Annotated in this window: 21 protein-coding genes and 1 pseudogene; 10 read left to right on the top strand and 12 right to left on the bottom strand. The window is 52.6% G+C overall.

The genetic code is table 11. The features are described 5' to 3' along the window. Positions 1-201 precede the first annotated feature (201 nt). Entirely contained in the window at positions 202-1,104 is a 903-nt protein-coding gene (locus ACMXYJ_RS22245; protein ID WP_415756942.1) for a universal stress protein, read from the bottom strand. A gap of 376 nt (positions 1,105-1,480) precedes the next feature. Between ACMXYJ_RS22245 and ACMXYJ_RS22240 the strand changes: the two genes are divergently transcribed. Further along, positions 1,481-2,455, top strand: coding sequence for a TerC family protein (locus ACMXYJ_RS22240; protein WP_415756941.1), 975 nt, complete (start codon positions 1,481-1,483; stop codon positions 2,453-2,455). Positions 2,456-2,616: 161 nt separating this feature from the next. Next, positions 2,617-2,747, top strand: a pseudogene (locus tag ACMXYJ_RS22235) (organoarsenical effux MFS transporter ArsJ); the annotation flags it as partial. 76 nt (positions 2,748-2,823) lie between these two features. Here ACMXYJ_RS22235 and umoC read toward each other — a convergent pair. Further along, positions 2,824-3,324, bottom strand: a complete 501-nt coding sequence (umoC, locus tag ACMXYJ_RS22230) for a UmoC family flagellar biogenesis regulator (RefSeq protein ID WP_415756940.1) — start codon at positions 3,322-3,324, stop codon at positions 2,824-2,826. 372 nt (positions 3,325-3,696) lie between these two features. Between umoC and ACMXYJ_RS22225 the strand changes: the two genes are divergently transcribed. Then, positions 3,697-4,041: a cupin domain-containing protein gene (locus ACMXYJ_RS22225; protein ID WP_415756939.1), complete on the top strand. Its 345-nt coding sequence runs from the start codon at positions 3,697-3,699 to the stop codon at positions 4,039-4,041. Between the two features lie 80 nt (positions 4,042-4,121). Here the strand turns inward: ACMXYJ_RS22225 and ACMXYJ_RS22220 are convergent, their stop codons facing one another. Next, positions 4,122-5,075, bottom strand: coding sequence for a LysR family transcriptional regulator (locus tag ACMXYJ_RS22220; protein WP_415760784.1), 954 nt, complete (start codon positions 5,073-5,075; stop codon positions 4,122-4,124). A 124-nt stretch (positions 5,076-5,199) separates the two neighbouring features. On the opposite strand from ACMXYJ_RS22220, the gene ACMXYJ_RS22215 reads away from it, so the two are divergent. Together ACMXYJ_RS22215 and ACMXYJ_RS22210 are read left to right on the top strand one after the other, a co-directional pair. After that, positions 5,200-5,940 carry an AzlC family ABC transporter permease gene (locus tag ACMXYJ_RS22215; protein WP_415756938.1) on the top strand — a complete coding sequence of 247 codons (741 nt, stop codon included), beginning with the start codon at positions 5,200-5,202 and terminating at the stop codon, positions 5,938-5,940. Further along, the gene (locus tag ACMXYJ_RS22210) at positions 5,937-6,263 is read left to right on the top strand and encodes an AzlD domain-containing protein (RefSeq protein ID WP_415756937.1); all 327 of its coding nucleotides are present in this window, start codon (positions 5,937-5,939) and stop codon (positions 6,261-6,263) included. Before ACMXYJ_RS22215 ends, ACMXYJ_RS22210 begins: the two co-directional genes overlap by 4 nt. Here the strand turns inward: ACMXYJ_RS22210 and ACMXYJ_RS22205 are convergent. Beyond that, positions 6,252-6,935 carry an FMN-dependent NADH-azoreductase gene (locus tag ACMXYJ_RS22205; RefSeq protein ID WP_415756936.1) on the bottom strand — a complete coding sequence of 228 codons (684 nt, stop codon included), beginning with the start codon at positions 6,933-6,935 and terminating at the stop codon, positions 6,252-6,254. The two genes, ACMXYJ_RS22210 and ACMXYJ_RS22205, sit on opposite strands and share 12 nt — an antisense overlap. Positions 6,936-7,040: 105 nt before the next feature. On the opposite strand from ACMXYJ_RS22205, the gene ACMXYJ_RS22200 reads away from it, so the two are divergent. Further along, a complete protein-coding gene (locus tag ACMXYJ_RS22200; RefSeq protein WP_415756935.1) occupies positions 7,041-7,895 on the top strand; it encodes a LysR substrate-binding domain-containing protein in 855 nt (284 codons plus the stop codon). 405 nt (positions 7,896-8,300) lie between these two features. On the opposite strand, the gene ACMXYJ_RS22195 is transcribed toward ACMXYJ_RS22200, so the two are convergent. Then, positions 8,301-8,573: a hypothetical protein gene (locus ACMXYJ_RS22195; protein ID WP_046056783.1), complete on the bottom strand. Its 273-nt coding sequence runs from the start codon at positions 8,571-8,573 to the stop codon at positions 8,301-8,303. Positions 8,574-9,078: 505 nt separating this feature from the next. Here ACMXYJ_RS22195 and ACMXYJ_RS22190 point away from each other — a divergent pair. Both ACMXYJ_RS22190 and ACMXYJ_RS22185 read left to right on the top strand, forming a co-directional pair. Beyond that, on the top strand, positions 9,079-10,545 hold the full coding sequence (locus ACMXYJ_RS22190) for a hypothetical protein (RefSeq protein WP_415756934.1): 1,467 nt from the start codon (positions 9,079-9,081) through the stop codon (positions 10,543-10,545). Positions 10,546-10,581: 36 nt separating this feature from the next. Further along, a complete protein-coding gene (locus tag ACMXYJ_RS22185; protein WP_415756933.1) occupies positions 10,582-10,938 on the top strand; it encodes a hypothetical protein in 357 nt (118 codons plus the stop codon). 115 nt (positions 10,939-11,053) lie between these two features. Here the strand turns inward: ACMXYJ_RS22185 and ACMXYJ_RS22180 are convergent, their stop codons facing one another. The 5 genes from ACMXYJ_RS22180 to ACMXYJ_RS22160 all read right to left on the bottom strand — a co-directional run bounded on the left by ACMXYJ_RS22180 (position 11,054) and on the right by ACMXYJ_RS22160 (position 15,967). Further along, on the bottom strand, positions 11,054-11,923 hold the full coding sequence (locus tag ACMXYJ_RS22180; protein WP_415756932.1) for an HNH endonuclease: 870 nt from the start codon (positions 11,921-11,923) through the stop codon (positions 11,054-11,056). Then, positions 11,920-12,789 carry an AAA family ATPase gene (locus ACMXYJ_RS22175; protein ID WP_415756931.1) on the bottom strand — a complete coding sequence of 290 codons (870 nt, stop codon included), beginning with the start codon at positions 12,787-12,789 and terminating at the stop codon, positions 11,920-11,922. Before ACMXYJ_RS22175 ends, ACMXYJ_RS22180 begins: the two co-directional genes overlap by 4 nt. Positions 12,790-13,205: 416 nt before the next feature. Further along, positions 13,206-14,747 carry an IS66 family transposase gene (gene tnpC / locus ACMXYJ_RS22170; protein WP_415756930.1) on the bottom strand — a complete coding sequence of 514 codons (1,542 nt, stop codon included), beginning with the start codon at positions 14,745-14,747 and terminating at the stop codon, positions 13,206-13,208. 18 nt (positions 14,748-14,765) lie between these two features. After that, positions 14,766-15,170 (bottom strand): IS66 family insertion sequence element accessory protein TnpB, encoded by a 405-nt coding sequence (gene tnpB, locus ACMXYJ_RS22165; protein ID WP_415756171.1) that lies wholly within the window; start codon positions 15,168-15,170, stop codon positions 14,766-14,768. Then, complete coding sequence (locus ACMXYJ_RS22160; protein ID WP_415756929.1) at positions 15,170-15,967, bottom strand: hypothetical protein; 798 nt, start codon at positions 15,965-15,967, stop codon at positions 15,170-15,172. The genes tnpB and ACMXYJ_RS22160 overlap by 1 nt, the downstream gene beginning before the upstream one ends. Before the next feature lie 228 nt (positions 15,968-16,195). On the opposite strand from ACMXYJ_RS22160, the gene ACMXYJ_RS22155 reads away from it, so the two are divergent. After that, positions 16,196-17,545 (top strand): MATE family efflux transporter, encoded by a 1,350-nt coding sequence (locus ACMXYJ_RS22155; RefSeq protein WP_415756928.1) that lies wholly within the window; start codon positions 16,196-16,198, stop codon positions 17,543-17,545. 67 nt (positions 17,546-17,612) lie between these two features. Here the strand turns inward: ACMXYJ_RS22155 and ACMXYJ_RS22150 are convergent, their stop codons facing one another. Together ACMXYJ_RS22150 and ACMXYJ_RS22145 are read right to left on the bottom strand one after the other, a co-directional pair. Then, positions 17,613-18,539 carry a universal stress protein gene (locus tag ACMXYJ_RS22150; protein WP_415756927.1) on the bottom strand — a complete coding sequence of 309 codons (927 nt, stop codon included), beginning with the start codon at positions 18,537-18,539 and terminating at the stop codon, positions 17,613-17,615. A gap of 71 nt (positions 18,540-18,610) precedes the next feature. Next, positions 18,611-19,174, bottom strand: coding sequence for a GNAT family N-acetyltransferase (locus tag ACMXYJ_RS22145; RefSeq protein WP_415756926.1), 564 nt, complete (start codon positions 19,172-19,174; stop codon positions 18,611-18,613). A gap of 295 nt (positions 19,175-19,469) precedes the next feature. Here ACMXYJ_RS22145 and ACMXYJ_RS22140 point away from each other — a divergent pair, with 295 nt between their 5' ends. Continuing rightward, entirely contained in the window at positions 19,470-20,165 is a 696-nt protein-coding gene (locus tag ACMXYJ_RS22140; protein WP_415756925.1) for a phosphoribosyltransferase, read from the top strand. The last annotated feature ends 19 nt before the right edge of the window (positions 20,166-20,184 follow it).

Below are 20,184 nucleotides of genomic sequence, written 5' to 3'. Positions count from 1 at the left end.
TTCTGACGGTGCTTTCAATGTTGGCGCTGATGCGGTTTTGATCCTGGCTGCCGGAAATCGTTGACCTACCTGAATACTCGGTAATCGAGGGTCTTATGTGTGTCTTCATAGAGACCGCCTAAGGGTCAGCTGAAGTCAGCAGCTTGGGTCAAAACCACATCAGCACCAACAGCCGGCTGCGATAGTGGCGGCTTTTTTTCTTCAGTCATCCGCTTCTCCCTTGATGGCCAAAACGCTGCAAGGCACCTGATACAGAACATGCTCCGTGGTACTGCCAACCAGCTTGTCCACCCCTTTGTGATGGGTATTTCCCATTACGAAGACATCCGCTCGAGTGTGAGTGGCAAAGTCGGTCATTGCTTTGGTTGGCGGTCCTGCAATGAAGTGTTGTCGCTCAGGTGGCACGCCGTGGCGTCCAGCCAAGGCAATGAAGCACTTTTCGAGTGACCGGCGCACGTCGTTGCTGAAGCCTGGCATCGTCACGGCGCCAGCACCTGCATCAGAGAAATGTGTGTGTGTCAGTTCATAGGCATACAGCATGTGCAATTCAGCATCACATTGCGTCGCCAATTCGTTCGCCGCCTGAATGACGCTGTCGTTGATTCCGCTGATCTGACCCTCTGGATGCGATGGGTCAACCGCTGCCACAATCACCCGAGGAAGCGGACACCTGACTTCGCTGACCAGATGTATGGGGGTCGGACATTCGCGCAACAACTGCCAATCCAAAGGCGTGACGAATACGCGTTTGAGTGCTGATTCATGATGTACGTCCTTGATAATCAGGTCCGGCTGCATTTCAGCCACATGCCCAAGGATCTCTTGCAGCGGGTCACGGGTCAATGCAACTTCGGTGGTCACATTGATGCCCTTCCTGCGTATGAGTTCGGCCTCATCCTTCAACCACTGCAGGTTCTCCTGCCGGCAACTCTCACGAAGTTGTTCACTGTTGCTCATTAACCGCATAAGGTCGAAGTCTTCGATGAACACCGCGATATGCAGCGCTGCGCCTGTAGCGTCGGCCAGTGCGATTGCCCGCTCCATCGCCGGCGAGTGACGCATGGTCGGACCTGCGATCAGAAAGAGTCGTTGATACCGCCTCATGTGACACCTCCAAACGTTCTGGGTTATTCGCTAGCGTCCCCAGCACTTTCACTTGTCCCACCATTGGCGATCTTTTATCGCCTCAACTACCTGGATCGACACTATCAATATACGCCTGCATCACCGGCTTACCAGTTGCCAAGGATGTAGCAGACCTTTTCATCACGATCGAGCAGGAGGCGGGGTGCTGGAACCGCGCGCCATGCCACCCGCCTTGACCACCTAGCAGAACCAATGCGATTGCCGGTAGTTGAGCGCTTGAATCAACACTTCGTAAAAAATGAACTATTCGCAATGAATAAACGATTTTTGTTGATGTAACAGGCTCGTTAGCATGACTCCTCCAGCCTATTGCTGCTTCATGCGGAGACAGTAAATGACCGCCATCAGCGTCGGCCAATCCTGGATGTGGACCGCCTTCATCGTGTTCGTCCTTGCCATGCTGGCGCTCGATCTGTTCGTCTTCGGCGGACGCAAGGCGCATCGTGTTTCGGTGCGCGAAGCGCTGGCCTGGGTCATCGCCTGGTCCAGTTTGGCGTTGGTCTTCGCCGTCCTGCTCTGGTGGTATCTGCGCAGCATGTTCGGCGCCGAAGTGGCCCAGCGTACAACGCTCGAATTCCTGACGGGCTACCTGATCGAGCAGTCGCTGTCGATCGACAACATGTTCGTTTTCGTGATGATCTTCGGCTACTTCGCCGTACCGCCAGAGTTGCAGCGCCGCGTCCTGCTCTATGGCGTGTTCGGAGCCATCATCATGCGCGCCGGTATGATTTTCGCCGGTGTGTGGCTGGTGCAGGAGTTTGCCTGGCTACTCTATGTCTTTGGCGCTTTCCTCGTAATCACCGGCATTAAGATGCTGATCTTCGCCAACCAGCAGCCAGACCTCGAAAAGAACCCTTTGCTGCGTTGGCTGCGTAGCCATCTTCGCATCACCGATGGCTTTCGTGGCGAGCGCTTCTTCGTGCGCCAGAACGGCCTGCGCTGGGCGACTCCGATGTTCCTGGTGCTGGTACTGATCGAGGCCAGCGACCTGGTCTTCGCGGTCGATAGCATCCCGGCTATCTTCGCCGTCACCACCGACCCCTTCATCGTGTTCACCTCCAACATCTTCGCCATCATGGGCCTGCGCGCACTGTATTTTCTGCTTGCCGACATGGCCTACCGCTTCCACTTGCTCAAATATGGCCTGGCCATCGTACTGGTGTTCATCGGTGGCAAGATGCTGGTCGCGCCGTGGTGGCACATGCCGATCCAATGGTCGCTGACCACAGTCGGCGGCATCATATTGATTTCGGTACTGTTGAGCCTGACTTTGACGAAGAGCAAAACACGGGTTACGGGAGAACAATGATGAATCAGAGATGTTGGCGCTGATGCAGTTTTGACCCAAGCTACCGGAAATCAATGACCTACCCGAATACTTGGTAATCGATGGTCTTATGTATGTCTTCACAGACCGCCTAAGGGTTAGCTGAAGTCAGTAGCTTGGGTCAAAACCGCACCAGCACCAACAGATTGATGGGCACGGTGCTATCCGGCTGGATTTATCAGGTGTATGGGCATGCTTATGGATATCAAGTGCATTCGTTCTGTTTGCAGTTTTGATTTCGATTGCATTGCCTCGTCAGGGATTTAGTGAATGACTGTTTTTGGCCGAAAGCAACCAGACGGCGTACCCGCCATCTGTTCCCGCACGCGGCACCGCCTATGTCGATAACTTCAATCGGAAAGTTGCTTCGTTCTCCAACGCATCAAATCGACTTTGCAGGAACTTAAAATATCTCCAGAGCCCGAGCCCCCCATCACGGAGTCACCTTCCCATTGACACTGTGCATCCTTGAACTTCTCGAAAGCCTTCTGAGAGGCGAGCAGCGAGGTAAGGGCTTTGGCCGTCGCACTCGAATTGATTTCCTTTGTCTGAGCTTCCAGTTTTTTGTAGGCGATATTCATTTGTGACGTCACTTCGCGAGTCTTGCCCTCAAGGCAAGGCTGCAACGCTGTCCGGGGCTGATCGCCAATGGTGTTGTAGCATTCGTTCAATGCTCCAGCATGAGCATCGCTGGTCACTGCAATTTTTGCTGTGGTGGTAGTCGGCGAAACTGCCGTATTGATCGCGCCATTTGTGATTGGATTCACATCAGGTTTCGCGGGTGCTTGAGCGAATGCAGTACCCATGGCAAATGAAGTCGCTACAGCGACCACAGAAATGAGTTTTCTCATTTATCTATCCTTTGGAAGGCGTTTTTCGAGGGGAAGAAACAACTTTGGATGCTAGGCCGATTGTGTACTACGCACGCAGGACCAAGCCTGGTGAGGTCTGATAGCGCTCACAGTCCAAGACCTGTTGGACTGCATCCTGGGCACGCTGTTCAATGCCACTAAGAATGTGGTTGGTGCTGATCTCTGCGTAGTCTCATGCCCTGTTAAAAGACGGTGTGATAAGCCTATGCCTTCGAAGCTGAGTGTCTGCTTCTGGCCAATAACAGCCCGTCGCGAAGGACGGCAATCGACCCTTTGTCGCCTCTCAACCGACCACCCCTTTTAGGGTCTCTACTTCTAGTTAGACCTTGTACATAAAGAGGGGAGCGCGCGATGAGCAACGAACAGACTACACCCGAGACGAAAGGGGTCACGGTGACGTTACTTGCAGCCATTGACCTGGGTCCTGAGATCGAGGGTATGGCAGGGCGCCAACTCAGAATGCGCAGGGTGACCATCGAGCCCGGAGGCGTCTTCGGGCCGATACACAACCATATCGATAGACCCGGCACCGTCTACATTCTGCAAGGAACGATCACTGACCATCGAAACGGAGTCTCCACGGATTATGGGCCGGGAGTGGGCTGGCCCGAGGACAGGAATACCACCCACTGGCTTGAGAACAAAGGCACGATTGCGGCGGTGGAGATCTCGGTCGATATTGTCAGGCAAGCGTAAGGTCAGGACCAAAAAGGGGGACAGATTATTTTATGGTCGTGTCCCGTATCTAGTCCTGGTGCGGACGCTCGCCATTTACTTCACTTGAACTCAGCAACCAGCCAATCCTTCAAACGCCCACACGCCGGATCCTCCGCCTTCTTCTCATTGATCATCAAATACTGAACCGATTCCCTGAGCGTAATCTCCTCCGTCACCGGCCGAACCAGGCGCCCCTGCTGCACCAGATGTCCCACCAAATGATCCCAGCCCAAGGCGATACCTTGATCATCCAGCGCCATTTGCACGAGAAGGCTGTAGTCGTTGCTGCTGAAATAGTGCGGGCTTTCCGAGGCCGGGATCTGCAGGTCATGGGACTGGAAAGCGAACCACACATTCCAGTCGACCTGTTCTGACAGCTGGGAACGGCCATAAGGATTCAGGTCCAGCAGTACGCTGTTGCGCATGCCCTCCAGGGTTTTCAGTTCTGGATGAGCCTCCAGATAACGAGGTGTGCACACGGGATAGACGACTTCATTAAACAAAGGTATTCGCAGATAGCCGGGGCGCAGATCACTGTTCTTGGTGATGAAGATATCCGGATTGATCCCGGGCTCCATCACCAGAAAATGCTGGGTGGTGATGACATTCAAATCGACGTCAGGATTGGCGCTGAAGAAGTCTTTCAGTCGGTGGGATAGCCAAAGCGCCGACAAGGCGGGTGAGCAGCATAGGGTCAGGGTGCGCTTATCGCTTTTTTCCCGGCGAATTCTTTCGGTCGCTTGAAAGATGTTGAGCAAGGACAGCTGTGCCGCATCGAAGAGTGCTGTGCCCGACGCTGTCAGCCTGACTTCCCTCCCTGTACGAGTGAACAACTCGGTCCCCAAGTAGAGCTCAAGCTCGCGAATCTGACGGCTGATCGCGGCCTGGGTGACGCACAACGCCTCGGCGGCCCGGGTAAAGTTTCGATACTTGGCGGCGGCCACGAACGATCTCATGGCTTTGAAGGACGGCATTGAGAGCAGGGCCTGATCCGGATGGGAGCTTTTAGCCATAACAAAAACTACCTGTTTTCGCGAAAAAAAAGTCGGTTCAGCCCATCGGGCTCCGGGTCCACACTCTACCGCACGATGGGTCGCAATCGAACCGGCACCGCGAACACAAAAACAAGGAGACGACATGCCGTACCGATCAGGAAGGGAAGCGTTCATGCAGGGTGTCCGGGCGCTCGTTCCATTGAGTCCCGGTGTCGTTCCTTTCGGCCTGCTGACGGGGGTCATGGCGATCAACATGGGCCTGTCGCCCGGCACGACCATGGGCATGACATTGCTGTTCTACTCCGGGTCTGCTCAGATGGTTGCACTGCAACTGCTCCATACGGGCGTTGTGCCGTTGGCGATCGTGGTGACGGCCCTGGTCATCAACTTGCGCTTCATCATGTACAGCGCGTCACTGGCCCCCCATCTGCACCACTTGCCCCGACGCTGGACATGGCCGGTTTCCTACATGCTTTCTGACCAATCCTACGCACTGTGCAGTCTCAAGCTGTCCTCTGGCGAGTTGGGTCAATTTGCGCACCACTACTATGCCGGCACCGCCGCAGCCATGTGGTTGTCGTGGCAATTATCGGTATTGGCGGGCATCTACCTGGGCGCAAGCATCCCCGATACCTGGTCATTGAGCTTTGCCATACCGCTTTCGTTTCTGGCGCTTCTGGTTCCCGGCATACGCAGCGCGGCGAGCTTGGCCGCCGCCTCGGTCGGCGGGCTGATCGCCGTGTTGGCGGTCAATATGCCCTATAACCTTGGGCTGATAACCGCTTCCATCGGCGGTGTCATGGCAGGGCTGTTGATCGAGAGTGTTCGCAAGCGCCCATTGATCGATGTGCAGACCCATGACGTCGAGAGGGAGACACCATGAGTGATCTAGCCATGTGGGGGATGTTCCTGGCGGTCGGTTTGGGAACGTTCGCGATGCGTCTTTCTTTTGTCGAACTGTATGGCCGGTTGCGCATCCCGTCAGTGCTGAGTCGGGCCTTGCTTTACGTACCGGCGAGTGTGCTGGCGGCCCTTGTGCTGCCCGCTGTGGTGTACCCGAATGGGCAGGGGGCATTCGTGTTGAATAACCCCCAGATACCCGCCGCCATTATTGCGGCCTGGGTCGCTTGGCAGACTCGCAATACGCTCCTGACGCTGGCGGTGGGTATGGGAGGGTTGTGGCTATTCAAGTTTTTAGGCGTGTAATGAATCGATGTGCAGCCGAGGGGCCTGAAGCGTCAGCGACAAACTGTCTGCCAGGCGCCTGGCCTGCTGAGTCGCGTCCTCACGCGCGCGCCGATCAACGTCTTCCCCCAGGATGGTTTTCTCCACAATCACCGAATGCACATCCGTGACGCCGATAAATTTCAGCCAGGCTTCCACGTAGGGCTTCTGGAAGTCGAAGCGCTCCGCGGGTGTGCTCGACTGCGCCGAAAAATCCAGGCCGCGGGCGTACATCACCACGGCGAGTTTGTTATGCAGCATGCCTTCCAGACCGCGTTCCGGGTCAACGCTGAACAGGATGTCTTTCTGCGATACCAGGTCGATGAAGTGCTTGAGTTTGTACGGGATGCTGAAATTCCACAGCGGTACGGACATCACGAGTACATCCGCGCGGTGCAGGTGACTGGCCAACGCTTTTAACGTGTTCCAGGCGTCTTGTTGTGCTGCGGTCAACGGCGTGCCATTGAGCCCTGCGTACTTGGCCTCCATGGCCAGATCATCGAATTCCGGCAGCGCCATGTTCCAGAGGTCGAGGGTGATGATTTCGGTGTCCGGGGTGTTTGCTTGATAACGCGCAATGAAGCTGCGGGCGACTTCAAGGGAAGCCGAACGCTGCTTGCGTGGAGAACACTGAATATGGAGAAGAGTCGTCATGGCACACCTTGAATGATGGGGAGCAGGGCAGGTGGGAGCATTGCAACATAGTTGTATTTGAAATATAAATCGTAAATTCCAACTCGATTGATCACGTACAAAACTATGTTCGATGCTCTGCTACTCAAGACATTTGTCACTGTCGTCGATGAAGACGGCTTCAGCCGTGCAGCCCAGAAGCTGCACCTGACTCAGTCGGCGGTCAGTGGCCATGTGCGGCGATTGGAAGAACAGATTGGTAAACCCCTGTTGACGCGCACCACCCGTTCCCAGCAACTGACGGCCGATGGCGAGCGCTTGGTCTCTTATGCGCGCACGATCCTCGCGCTGAACCGTGATGCCTGGACAGACCTGACACGCACGCCATTTCACGGGCGGCTGCGGATCGGAGTGTCCGAGGATTTTGTCGAGTCTCGATTGCTGCGCACTGTTCAGGATTTCGCAGCGCAGTACCCCGGGATGAAGATCGAGGTGCAGGTGAACATTCCGGGCACGTTACTGGCGCTGATGAAGCAAGGGCATCTGGACGTGGTCATCGGTTCGCTGTGCGAAACCAGCGAAGCGGGGCTGTTGCTATGGCAAGAACCGCTGGTGTGGGCCTGGTCGGCGCAACCCGTCACCCGGTTACCCACGCCATTGCCGCTGGCCCTGTTCCCCGAACCGTGCCCTTATCGCGAGGCCGCGCTGACGAGACTGGCGCAGGCGGGGATCGCCCAACGCACGGCGATGTTGTGCAGCAGCACTGCCGGATTGCGGGCGGCGGCCCTGGCAGGCTTCGCGGTAGCGCCCATGCCACTCAGTCAGTTGGGGCAAGGGTTGGCGGTTGTTGGGGCAGAACAAGGGTTGCCGGATTTGCCGGATGCCCAATGTCGGCTGTTCACCTCGCCTGACGCGGATCAGGCGATTGTGGCGGCGGTCACTCAGCTTATTGTGGAGTATTGCTCCATGCGGAGGGTTTGATTGTCATTTCAAGGGGCTGCTTGAACGTCTTGGGTACGCGGTCTTTGCCTTCGTGAGGGAAGGGCAGCCGTCTGATGGATGCGGGTGAACCACTTTGATCATGGACACAAAAAAACGGGCGCCTCGATGGCGCCCGTTCTCATTTAATCGACCGCACATAGCGGTTTTCACCGTATGAAAGTCTTCACATTTTATTTCACATACTGACTTGATGAAGAGGCGCTAATTTCCTGGCCTCCAGAGGTTTTGTGGGCTCTTAAAACAAAATCACCTTCACATTTTATTTCACATATTTTTAGGTGAAATGACTTCGGTCAATGGGCTCACGAAAGGCTCCGTCAGCCGCGTCTACGCACAGATCGCAATTACAGAAAAACGGGCGCCCATTGAGGCGCCCGTTTTTATTTACTCCTTCACCTGAGCTCGTAAGCGTCGACCGATCACGTCCATCAAGTCACAGCCGTCGCGTAACGGAATGACTAACAGCTGAGAAAAGTCTTTCAACACCACCGTGTCGCAACCGAGTTCGGCGCGGTAGGCGATGTTTTCCAGCACCTGCGTGACCGTACGAATGCGGTAATCGGCCATGGCTTGCAGGACGTCGAGTGGGGCTTGGGTGTCGATGAGCAGGGAGGCCGGGATCAGGTCGATTCCGGTGAGGGGCATGTATCTTTCCATAGGTGAAACTCCGATCAAGGCAAAGGTTGACTGTCCCTCAATCGTCGCCAAACGAATGGGTGACAGCTGTACGCAGGTTGGCGAACCGGGATCGGAATACCGGCAGACCCGAAGGTCTCCCGCGCACAGCTGCCATAAAGACAGCTTTGCGGGCATGCGAAAGCGACTGCAGGAAAGCACAGCGCTTTTGCATCCGATCGATCAGGTCGCCAAACCTGAATCGCCATTTTGGGCGACGGGGCGGACTATAAGCTTCATCGGAACGGTGGGCAAGGTTAGGGATTCCGAGGTTTGTGTAGGAAGTTTTAGGGTGGTCCTAGGACTTTTTGCTTGGTGGCTGCGAGTTATCAAAAAGCGTCGTGCCTCCACAAAGGGGGAACAGCGAGTAGTAGAGCTACGATGGTCAAGGCTCAGCATCAAAAAACGAGCTACATTCTTTCTGTGGTTATGGCTTCATTTGTTGGGAATCTCCATGTTGGAGTAGATTCAGGGCTGCAAAAGGTGATTGAAAGTAAAACTTGCTCGCAAATTTATAGAAAAGATAATTAAAAGGAAGTTTGAAATGCCATCGAAGTCTGCGGAAGCAATTGATAGCATATATGATGAATCAAAGGACTTTTTAATAATTGGGCTCACTGGTCGTACGGGCTCGGGTTGCACGACGGCAGCTATTAAGTTAGGAGCGGCCGCTTTAGAGTTTCCTCTGGATGGGTATGAGGGGCTTAGTGAAAATGAACTTAAAAAGCACAAAATTATACATAAGTACTTGAGGGGTGATCGATGGGTTCCGTTTTATAAACTTGAGGCAAGATCAATAATCACCTATCACTTGTTGTTGCTTGGTCGAGAGACCTTCGTTTCCTATTTGGTAGGCATTATTGGTGCAGAAATTAATCAGGAAAATGCAGAGCAGGCGTATGATAGCTTAAGCGAAGCATGTGAAGAGCTTCTTAGACTCCACTCTTTCGACGGAAAGGTAGAGCCTGATGAAGTTGAATCATGGATAGATTTATATTTTTCGACGCTGCCTAGTGTTACGGAAAAGATAAAAAACCATCTTGGTGGCGCAAATTTTACCAGGCTTTATCAAAGAACTGGCGATAACGTAAGGTCTTCGGGTATTGCAAATATTGATATTTTTGATGTTGGGATGTTGTTCAACTTTCCCAAGCATCTGAATTTTGTGATTAAGCTAGTTCGTAGGTCTGCAAGGGCAAAAGGCATTCCATGTAGAATTGTCATAGATGCAATTCGAAATCCTTATGAAGCGTTTTATCTGAAGCGAAGGTATGCAAATTTTTACCTAGTATCAATAAACACATCGGACTCTCAACGGGTGAGTAGTCTGCGTGAATATAGAAAACTTTCTATTAAAGAAATAGCTGAGCTTGATGATAAGGAATATCCCGGAAAAATTTCTGGGGAGAACAAGTTTATTGCTCAAAATATTCAAGCGTGTATAGAGATTTCCGATATTCATATTCATAACTCTAAGGTTAGTGAGTTCAATCAGAATGATTTAGTAAGTCAGTTAGCCTGGTACTTGGCCCTGATGATGCATCCGGGTCTAGTAATGCCTACATCTATTGAAAATTGTATGCAGGTTGCATACACGGTAAAGCAAAGTTCGGGTTGTATATCTAGGCAAGTTGGCGCCGTTGTAACCGATGAGAGCTATAGTGTTAAGTGTGTAGGTTGGAATAGTACTCCTCAAGGACAGACCCCGTGTTTGTTGAGGAGTGCAGAGGACTTGCTAGGGGGAGTGAATGGATCTGATTATAGTGACTATGAGCGAAATGATAATGTCTTTCGCGATGCGTTGAGTGATAAGTATTTTAACTTGATTAAGTCAGGGTCTACTAAAAATAGAAATGTTCCGTTTTGTTTTAAAAGCATTCAGAATGAAATTGAGGGCGAAAAGAATCAAGTGCACACAAGGTCGCTGCATGCAGAAGAAAATGCATTTTTGTAGATTGCGAAGTATGGGGGGCAGAAACTGTCTGGTGGAGTGCTGTTTACAACTGCTAGCCCATGCGAGCTTTGTGCGAAAAAAGCGTATCAGTTAGGCATTGTTAAAATTATTTATATTGATCCTTATCCTGGGATTGCTACTGATCATATCCTTTCCGTTGGTGCAAAGAAGCCTAGGCTTGAGTTGTTTCGAGGGGCGGTGGGGCGCGCGTTCTATCAACTTTATCAGCCATTAATGCCTTATAAAGACGAGTTGGATTTACTCTACTCCATTAAACCGTATCATAATCATGAAAGCCCTTCGAAGAATTTCCTAAAAGAGGAAAATAAAAAATTACAAGCTGATATTGAGGTTTTAAAAAATGAGTTGCGTATATTAAAAGGAAGCGCTTAAGTTTTCGTGCTTCAAGCGGGAATGCATAAAAATGTTTTGATTGATCAAGTTTGAGAAAAGGGGCGGATTTATTTTTGATTAAATGTAAAAAATAAATCTGTCCCCTTTTGAGCCATTATGATGCGTTGAAGCCTCCGCTGCAATACCAGTTGCTTTTGATTAACGCGTCATACAACGCCGTCATCCATGAGTTTTTGTGCTTGTGCTGTTCTATTTCTAGAGTTTCATCTAAGATTGCTTTTATTTGTGCGGCTGTTGCATGTTTGTGATAGGTGGACAGTCGTGGACTAAGGCTGGAAAGTTCATCAGCAGCCTCCACTATATATCTTTTGTTAAGGTCAAAATTTTCAAAGTGTTTTCTTACACGAGATTTTGCGGAGTCGCTCCATCCGAGTGGGCAGGAAACATAGAATTTTACGGCAGCGGGGGACGTTTCAAGAATTAAAGCAAAAAGCCATTGCTCGTTGAAAAAGTTTTGTTTGTCGAAGTATGGATGAAGTAATTGTTCGTCGGCAGAGGAAACCGATGCTGAGCTTTTACAGCCCTCATTGCAATCCCGGCAAGCAGGAACTAAGTTTGAAGTTAATACTGAGAATTCTGGATATTTCGATTTTGGCAAGTAGTGAACAAGGGTGTAGATGTGACCAAAACCGCAATAAGGGCATTTCTGGTCTGGAGTGCTTAGTAGTAATGAATCATAATAACTTCTTGCAGGTTTGGTTTTTCCTGCGAAGTACTGAGTGTAGAGCTTGTATAATTCTGATTTTGTAAGCGCGCCAAGTGCTACTTCATGAGTTGCGCAATCATTGGCTGGGATTGTGAATAGTTGGACGGCTAGCGCTTTTGCGGCGTAGTTGTCAGCAGATTGAAGAAGTAAATTCTCCGTGTTCATATATTTTGTGCGTAGAATTAAATCAGAGACGCCCAAGAAGCACTGTTGGAGAATTGAAACTGTATCATATGCTGGTATTGGAAGGCGTCTCATGATGTTTTTTCGTCTCCTTTTAGGCTTGGCGAAATGAGGGATCGAAGAATTGATCTTCCCTCGTAGCCTAATTGTCCTTTGTATTCTTCTATTATTTGTTCATATGTCTTTTTTTCACTGACAGATTGGCGTAGTAGAGCATGAAATCCTGAGTTTGATACTTCTAGACCGAAAACCTCTCGTGTAAGTGTTCCCACATTTTCTCCGAATGTTTCATCTTGTGGTCTATTAGCAGTAGATTCAAGTCTCACTCTATACAACTTCCAAACGCAAGATTTAGGGACCTCTTGTAAAACAACGGGCGAATGTGTTGCGATAATCGCAACACCATTTCTCTCAATTAAAAGATCGGAAAGCGTGCGAGTGAAGGCAGATAAAAGAGGTGGGTGTAAATGGCTTTCAGGTTCATCAATGAGTATAAGTGATTTTTCCTCAATATTAGCGATAATATTTGTAAGTGTTAATAAAACAATTGCATGACCAGAACTCATTCTTAAATAGGTCTGTTTGAGGCGTGATTCGAATTTCGGGTCGTTTATAAATGTAATTAATTCAAGAAGTCCTATTTCTTTAAAGTTTATGTCGAAATTTAATTTTTCGACCGAAGCAAGCCAAAGTTTTCTTTTGCGTGCTTGATTGAAACAGGCATTAAAACTATCGATGAAGTCTGTGCATAGGTCGGCGGTGGCTTTCAACTGAGTATTGGCTTTGTCTCTGTTTTTTAGCCCTATGTAGTAATAGCAAACACCTTTGGAACGATCTGGTTGATTTGCAGGTGGATCAAAGGTAAGCGCTCCATGAACCCCACATTCAAAGTCACCACCTGATCCCAGACGCGGCGCCCCATATTTCTCTACCTGTGGCACATAAATAGCTTACCTACCATTTTGCTGGCATAAGAATGCCAATGTTTGGCTATTTTAGTGGCATAAAAATGCCAAAGTTTGGTTATTTCAGTGGCACAAAAATGCCAAGGCCAGGTATTTCAGGTGGCACAAAAGATGGGCCCTATTTCTGTGGTATTTAAATGCCATTCAAATGTCACATAAATGCCACGAAAATGGAGAAGTACGCCCTATCTGCGCTCATGTGAGCCATTTTGGACCTGTACCGGGGGTAGGACTATTTTTGTACCGGGGGTAGGATTTTCCGTTTTTACAGGGCTTTGGAGGCCCAAAAAACGTACCGAGTCTATTACGTGTTGGGTGGATTTGGCAGTACAGCCAAGGATATCGAAAGGTCTCGATAGCGTACGATCCAACCACCCACGATAGGGTCAGGCTTAACTTCGTATCTCTGGCGAACAGTTCCACGGCAGCAGCGCTTCATAATCCGCCACCGACTGCGCATGTGGTAACTGCTCCAGTACGTGGCGTAGCCACGTATAAGGCTCTTGCCCGTTGACCTTGGCGGTCTCCATCAGGCTGTAGATCTGAGCACTGGCGGTAGCGCCTTTGGGCGTGTCGCTGAACAGCCACGCCTTACGACCGATAACGAACGGTTTTATCGCCCTTTCGGCCGCATTGTTGTCGATAGGTAAAAAACCGGCTTCTACATAACGCTCCAGCCGGCTCCAGTTGCTGGCCAGATAATTAATGGCCTTACCCAGCACACTTTGCGGCGTTACTTGGGGCTGCGTTTTCTCCAACCAGCTTTTCAACTGAGCCAGGATCGGTACGCTCCTTTGCTGACGGCCGATTAAACGCTGTCCATCATCGCCGTCCTTGAGGTCGCGCTCGATGCCATACAGCTTGTTGATCATTGTTAGGGCGATATCGGCACGTCCCGTCTTGCCCTTCGGCTGCACTTTCTGAGCCTCGACAAACTTGCGGCGCGCATGGGCCATGCAGGCCAGCCGTTCAACCCCCGGCTGCAACGCCAAGGCGTTATAGCCCGCGTAATCATCGGTCATAACATAGCCGCGATAACTTTCCAGTAGACGTAACGGAACCTCCTGCGCACGGCTGGACGTGTACTCGAACAACACGACTTTGCGATCTGGCGGGCCGCTGGCTTGTACCCACATCCAGGATTGGCTGGTCGGGTCTCGACCTGGCTCTTTCAATACTTGAACACGGGTTTCATCGCAGTGGATCACCGGGCTTTCCAGTAATCGGTCGCGCATTAAGTTCAGCAGTGGCTGAAAGTGTTCGCTGCACTGCATCACCCAGCGCGCCAGTGTTTGCCTTGGTATATCGATACCGTGTCGACTTAACACCGTCTCGAAACGATGCAGCGGCAAGCCATCGACGTACTTGGTGGTCAGCAACATGGCCAGAACGCTTGGGCTGGCCATGCTCTTTTCGATCAGTTGAGCCGGTTTGTCGGCGGTGACCGGTGCCGTTTCGCAGCCACGGCAACCGTAAACCTTGCGGATATGTTTGATGACACGGATCTGCATCGGCACGATATCCAGCTGTTCGCTGATTTCTTCGCTGATCACGTGCTTGCGGCAACCGCAGGCACAGGTCAGTTCGTGCTCGGGCAGTTCGTGGATGACCTCGACACGCGGCAGCTCAGCCGACAACGCCTTACGTTTTCCTCGGCGCGGCACCGGGGAAACGACTTCTTCAGCATCGCCGATCAATGGCATCGGCTCGCTTTCAGGCTCATTGAACAGTGCAAGTTGCGGCGTATTGGGCTGCGCTGTCTGCTCGGACTTACGCCCGAACAAGCGGTCGCGCAACAGCTTGATCTGTCCTTTCAGGTCGAGGATGTGAGCCTGATAAGCCTGGGCAACTTCTTCCTGGCGATTGAGTGCCTCAAGCAGCAGCTGCTTGAGCAAAACGGGGTCATCAGGAAGATCGTCGGGCAGAGAAATCATGGCCCGGATTATACCGGGTCAGGCTACGTAGCGTGGAGTCAAAACCTGGTGAGGACGGTTGCGCCACAGGTCAAAACCGTCGAGCAGCCAGTTCAGTTCCTGGACGGTCAGAACGATCACTTCATCGCTGAGATCAGGCGATGTTTTGAATCGCTCGGACTCCAAGCGCTTAAGCCAAAGGCAGAAGCCGTTGCGCTCCCAGTACAAAATCTTCACGCGGTTACGGGGCTTGTTGAGAAAAACGAAGAGCACGGGATCGAACACCGCCACTTTTATGTCCAGCTCGACCAGCGCAGCGAGGCCATCAATGGACTTTCTGAAGTCCACGGGCTTGGGGTAGAGATAAACTTTTTCAACTTTGGCGTCGGGTCGCATCATGACGAGCTGGCCTCCTGAGAGAATCGGGAGCACAGCATCCGGCATCAGCTAAGCGCTTTGAATGTGGGGTTCATGGAGCGCTTACGATCAAAGGGGTCAAACGCGCTGAATGAAACAGAAATTATACTACTGAAGTAGTCTTTGCTGATTGGTGCTTTGCCCCATGGTTTGCTTTCGTAGAATTTTCCTGGGGAGTTAATATTTTGATCTTTGTCAAGAATGGAGCTTACCATATTGTTTAGTAAGGTGGTTTTTCCTACCCCGTTACGACCAATAAGTACATGCATATTAGTCGGAGGTCTAGAGTCTGGGGTAATAAAGAAATCAAGGTTGATTTGAGATAGTTCCGCAGTTTGATTTTGCTCGAATGAAAAGTTGAACTCCGTAAGTATGTCGCCGCCTTTGAGTATTCGTCTATATTGATGGTTGATAGACGAAAGGCTAGTGTGTCGCATTAACGATGTTGAAAACACTGCTTCATTTTTAATTGTTTCTAGAATTTCAGTGTTGTGAACTATGTCACGTATAGACTCTAATATGAGTTGGGATGTCTCAGGTGGGAGTTTGGCTATGTTTGCGTAATAATCCACTTCTTGGCCGAGAGAAAAAAACTCCCTTTCGAGAAAAGGAAATTCAGGTGGAAGATTCTCTGTTGTCCAGCCAATTTTTTGACCTATATATCCAATTTTTAGGTTCCCAATGTCATGGCTCCTACCGGTTTCGTCGTAATAAGTCATAAAGAATTGGGTTTTGTAACTAAAATCATCCCAGTTATTAGGACTAAGTGTGATTTGATTTTTTCTAGGTAGGGAGGTTTTTGTTACTATGAAGTTTATGTTCATTATGCGCAGCGTCCTGTTGCTGTTTTGTTAAGGCTTTCAGATGTATCGTCAATGGGGATCTAATTATTTCTGTCTTCTATATTTAATGCTAGCAAAGCGCCACTTGCATGTCGACTGCATGTTCGTTATCAATGACAAATTCATTTCAGTTAGGTAGCCAGACATCTTTTTAATGAAATTACCGGTAGAATTCTTACCTTCTATCGCATGTGTCGAGCCATTATTGTCATGCAAAACCCCATCCCCCTCTGGAAAACCTACCTCCTTTTCCTAGCCCCCATGGTCCTCTCCAATTTCCTCCAATCCATGTCGGGCACCATCAACAGCATCTACATTGGCCAAATGCTCGGCACCCAAGCCCTGGCTGCCGTGTCTGGCATGTTCCCCATCGTGTTCTTCTTCATCGCCCTGGTCATCGGCCTCGGCGCGGGGGCGGGCGTGCTCATCGGCCAAGCCTGGGGCGCGCGTGAACCGCATCTGGTGAAAACCATCGCCGGCACCACCTTGCTGTTAGGCGCAATGATCGGCCTGACAGCGGCCGTACTCGGTAGCGTTTTCGCAAGACCAGCCCTGGAAGGCTTGGGCACACCGGCCGACGTTATTGACGACGCCGTGTCTTACGCCCACGTGATGATGTGGATCATGCCGTCGCTGCTGGTCTACGTGCTGTTCACCCAACTGCTGCGCGGGGTGAGCGATACGGTGTCGCCGCTGATCGCGTTGGTGGTGTCGACGTGTATCGGGTTGGCGCTGACGCCGGCGTTGATTCGGGGTTGGTTCGGGCTGCCGATGATGGGGATTCAGAGTGCGGCGTATGCGGGGTTGGCGGGTAATTTGTCGGCGATGGGGTGGCTGGCGTGGCGGTTGATTCGCAAGGGGCATCCGTTGGCGCCGGATCGGGAGATGTTTGCGGCGATGCGCCTGGATCTGGTGATTCTCGGCAAGGTGTTGCGCATCGGGTTGCCGACCGGGTTGCAGATGGTGGTGTTGTCGGTGTCGGAGTTGGTGATTCTGGCGCTGGTGAATCAGCACGGTTCGCAGGCGACGGCGGCGTATGGGGCGGTGACGCAGATCGTCAATTACGTGCAGTTCCCGGCGCTGTCGATTGCGATCACGGCGTCGATTCTCGGTGCTCAGGCGATTGGAGCAGGGCGGCTTGAGCGGATGGGGCCGATTCTGCGCACGGGGCTGTTGATCAACGTGTGCCTGACCGGTGGGTTGGTGGTGTTGGGTTATCTGTTGTCGCACTGGTTGCTGGGGTTGTTCCTTACGGATGATTCCACCCGGGCGAAGGCGGAGTATCTGTTGCACATCATGCTCTGGAGTCTGTTGGTGTTCGGCTTCCAGGCGATTGTCGGCGGCATCATGCGCGCCAGTGGCTCGGTGCTGGTGCCGATGGCGATTTCGATTTTTTGTGTGGTCGGGGTGCAGTTGCCGGTGGCGTATGTGCTGGACGGGCACTACGGGTTGCAAGGGGTGTGGATGGCGTTTCCGGTGGCGTATCTGGGGATGCTGGTGTTGCAGACGGCGTATTACAAAATGGTCTGGCAGCATCAGAAGATTGAGCGGTTGGTGTAGGCCGCCAAACAATGGGCTGCCGTTAACACGGCGGCCCATTTGCTTTCTGGATCGAATCGGTTTGCGATCAATCGGCGAGTTCTTCCGGCGACACCACCCAAACGCTGCAGGGCATTTTGTACAGCAGGTGCTCCACCGTGCTGCCAATCAGCCGCTCCAGGCCGTTATGACCGACGCGGCCCATGACAATCACGTCGACGTTGTAGGCATCGGCATAACTGGCCAGAACCTTGGCCGGGTTGCCCATGACCATGTGGCGTCGCTCCGGTGGGATGCCATTGCGCTCGGCCAACTCATTGAAGACCTCGCCCTGTGCATCGAACAGGGTCTTGGCGTTGCTCGAGGAAAAGAAGGCGGATGCGTTGTCGAAGCCGAATTCATCGGCGCCGATAGAAGACAGGTCATAGGCGTAGAGGACGTCGAGCTGGGCGTTGCACGCCGTCGCCAATTTCACCGCCTCATGCAGGATTCGGTCATTGAGGCCTTTGTATTGACCGTCGCGATGGAAGGGGTCGACTGCCGCGACGACCCTGCGCGGTAAGGCATGCTGCACATGGCTGACAAAATGCAGCGGTACCGGGCATTCGCGCAGCAAGTGGATGTCCAGCGGGGTAAACATCATCCGCGACAGCAGCGACTGGTGGTCCAGCGCTTTGATCAGCACGGCCATCGGCTGCTCTTTGAGGTGGATCAGGATTTCCTGCAAGGGTTTTTCAACCCAGACCACTTCCGTGGTGACGGTCACGCCGATTTTGCGCAACGGACGAGCCTGTTCTTCCAGCCACTGACGATGGCGCTCGACATACCCCAGGCGCATCTGCTCCAGGGCCTGTTCATTGACCATGCCGGCGGTCGCCAGGCCTTCCAGGTAATCGAAGGCCACGATGTGCAGCGCTGCATCTTCAGCCTTGGCCAGCGCAGCGGCGCGGTCGAAAGCAGGGCTGTTTTCCATCAGAGGTGAGGCGACCAGCATGAAACGTGATTGCTCGGACATGACACATCTCCCTTAAGTCATTGCGCAAACGCTGGCCCGGAGTGGCCGCGGGTTAGTTGGAGGGCGATTTTTTACAGGGATAGACGATGGATGACCTGACAGCTGTCATCGGGATCATTGTGTGTTTCGAAACCCAGGGCTTTGGCCAGGTCGCGCATCGGGGTGTTGCTGGCGGCGTCAACCGAATACATCTGGCGAAATCCGTTCTTGCGAGCAGCCTTGATCAAATGCTCCATCAGTAGCGGACCCAGGCCCAGATCGTTCCAGGCATCGGCGACGGTCACGGCGCATTCACATTCGTGCTCGCTCGTGGCGGCGTAGCGGCTGACGCCGATCTCGATCAGTTGGCCGTTTTCATGAACCAGCGCGATGTAGGCCAGACGCTGTTTGTTGTCAGTGTCCATCAACTGATTGAGCAGGGCGGTGCCGGGTTCGTTGATCTGCGCGAGAAAGCGCAAATGCCGGGACTCGGGGGACAGACCCTTGATAAAGGCGTATTCACGCTCGCGGTCTTTCTCCGCCAGCGGCCGGATCAACACATGACGGCCGTCCTTGAGCGCTTCAATCCAGTATCGTCCGGTAACTGCCGCGTAGGCAGCCACAGCCCGATCATTGTGGTCTTTGACAGTGAGCATGGGGTGATCCTCCATCCGGTTTGAAAGGCTGGCGCGGTGTCGAACCACGCGATTCATTCCTTTTTACGCCGCTGGCGGCACTTGAATCTGATCTGGATCAGGGAGTCGTGACAGCAGGCGTTTATTTGCTCATGTTTGATGTAAATCAACCTGGGGCAGGGCGCGTGCCTTGCAACGTTCTGGCGGTCTAGAGGGCGTCGAGGCTGAGCTTGATGTCAGCCACCGTCAGACCGACAATCCATGAGTGACCGTGTGATGCGAACCGACAGGCGTGATCGCCTGAGGAGGTTTTCAAATGAGTCCCTCATCGCCCACCCTCCTGCAGGACCGAGCCGCGGCCGGTCGACGACTGGTGGAGCCGTTACTCGAATACGCGCATCGCCCCGATGTCATCATCCTCGCCTTGCCCCGTGGCGGTGTGCCGGTGGCCTATGAAGTGGCCGCTGCACTGGACGTTCGTCTGGACCTGATGCTGGTGCGTAAGCTGGGCGTTCCGTCTCATCAAGAGTTCGCCATGGGCGCCATCGCCAGCGGCGGCATCAAAATCCTCAATGAACAGGCGCTGCGGGTTCACCCGATTGACCCGGCCGAGTTTGATGACGTGGTCGCACGGGAAACCCGGGAGCTGCTACGCCGCGAGCAGCTTTACCGGGGAACGCGCGCGCCGGTGCAACTCAAGGATCAGGTGGTGATCCTGATCGACGACGGTCTGGCGACAGGCGCCTCGATGATGGCGGCGATCCACGCGGTGCGTGCGCACGCGCCGTCTCGCATCGTCGTCGCCGTGCCGGTGGCGCCGATTGAGACGGCGGAGGCGCTGCGCAGTGAGGTGGATGAGCTGATATGCCCGATTCTTCCCGACTGGATGATGTCGATCAGCCGTTGGTACATGGACTTTACCCAGACCTCGGATGCCGAGGTCATCAAGTTGCTGCAGCGGGCGTGGCAGCGAGAGTCCAGTTCCGCGCAGCAGCGCTCCGGTCATCGCTGACAAACATCAGAGCCTTCAC

This window comes from Pseudomonas arabinosi (genome assembly GCF_047758675.1).
Taxonomy (GTDB): Bacteria; Pseudomonadota; Gammaproteobacteria; order Pseudomonadales; family Pseudomonadaceae; genus Aquipseudomonas; species Aquipseudomonas arabinosi.
Note: the sequence above shows the minus strand (reverse complement) of the source record. Positions and strands in the feature narration are given on the sequence as shown.